The following is a 1,118-nucleotide window of genomic DNA, read 5'->3' on the forward strand; positions in this document are numbered from 1 at the left end:
CAAGGAAGGCGGTATGTTAGAGGCGGTCAGGCAGGGCCTGAGAGAGTTTTTTAGCAAGAAAGATGAGAGCGAAGCGACCCCACAAGGGGTGGTTTCTAATAAAACCGAAAAAGGAGAGGAAATGAACAAAGAGGAAATTACCGAGCCAATCAAGGCCAAAACGGCGGAGAGCGACGAAAAGATGGCGAACTTGGAAAAATCGATAGAGGATTTAGGCGCGAAGCTTGGAGCTTTGCAGGAGCAGATCAATAAGTCCGCTCAAGATACGAGCGTTTCAAAACAAAAAACTTTAGGTAGCGAGGGGATACTATGAATAATCTAAGTGAAATTTTAAAAGGTTCAATAAATGCGCAAAGCGTTACGTTAAGCGGATCGCTAACGCCGGCACAGGCACATAACTTCGTAGATGCGATCAAAAACAATAACGGCTTTTTAAGCAAGATCCATACCGAAAAGATGGGAAGGCTTACCAAGGAGCTCGACGCATGGGATGTAGCCAAAGGGATCTTGGTGCGCGTAGCAAGTGGCGAAAAGCCTACTGAGGCGCAAAGAGCGGCACTCGGTAAGGTAGGTACGAAGCTCGATGCCAAAGGCGTGCAGCTATTTGCTAGGATTTTGCAAGACGCGCTGGAGGACAATGCCGATAATCCAAATTTCGAGACCGAGACCCTAAACGCCTTTACGAAAGCATTCGGCAACGATCTTGCCCTACTTGGTTTCATAGGCGAGAGCGATACCTACGACGGCACCTTTAAAAAGCTGCATAAAGGCTGGATCCAAGTCGCTAAAGACGCTAGCGATACTACGAAGCTAACCTATGCAAGCTCGGATAAGGTATCGGATAGACTAAGTGCGCTCGTAGGCTCCATCAATTCCGATATCTTGGGCGAAAGCGTGGTGCTGATCAACCCCGCCGACGCACAGGCTTACAACAAAGAGCTAAGCGCGCTAAATTCTCCGCTTCACTTGATCCAAGGAGGCGCAGATAAAATTTTAGGCGTACCTTTGGAGATCACTCCGTTAATGCCTAAGGGCGTATATATGGCTACTCCGCTTAAAAATCTCGTGCTGGGAATGGGGCTTGATGTGCGCCGTAACCGCTGGTATGACGCGGAAGA

The 1,118-nt window shown here is 48.5% G+C and carries 1 protein-coding gene and 1 pseudogene; both read left to right on the forward strand.

Features of this window, described 5'->3' with window-relative positions:
- Positions 1–313 (forward strand): annotated as a pseudogene (locus Q0256_RS05905) (hypothetical protein); the annotation flags it as partial.
- Positions 310–1,118: phage capsid protein (locus Q0256_RS05910; RefSeq protein ID WP_297961064.1), on the forward strand; the 809-nt coding region annotated here is incomplete at its 3' end. The pseudogene Q0256_RS05905 and the gene Q0256_RS05910, both read left to right, overlap by 4 nt.

The sequence above is a fragment of the uncultured Campylobacter sp. genome, from assembly GCF_937949835.1.
Lineage (GTDB): Bacteria > Campylobacterota > Campylobacteria > Campylobacterales > Campylobacteraceae > Campylobacter_B.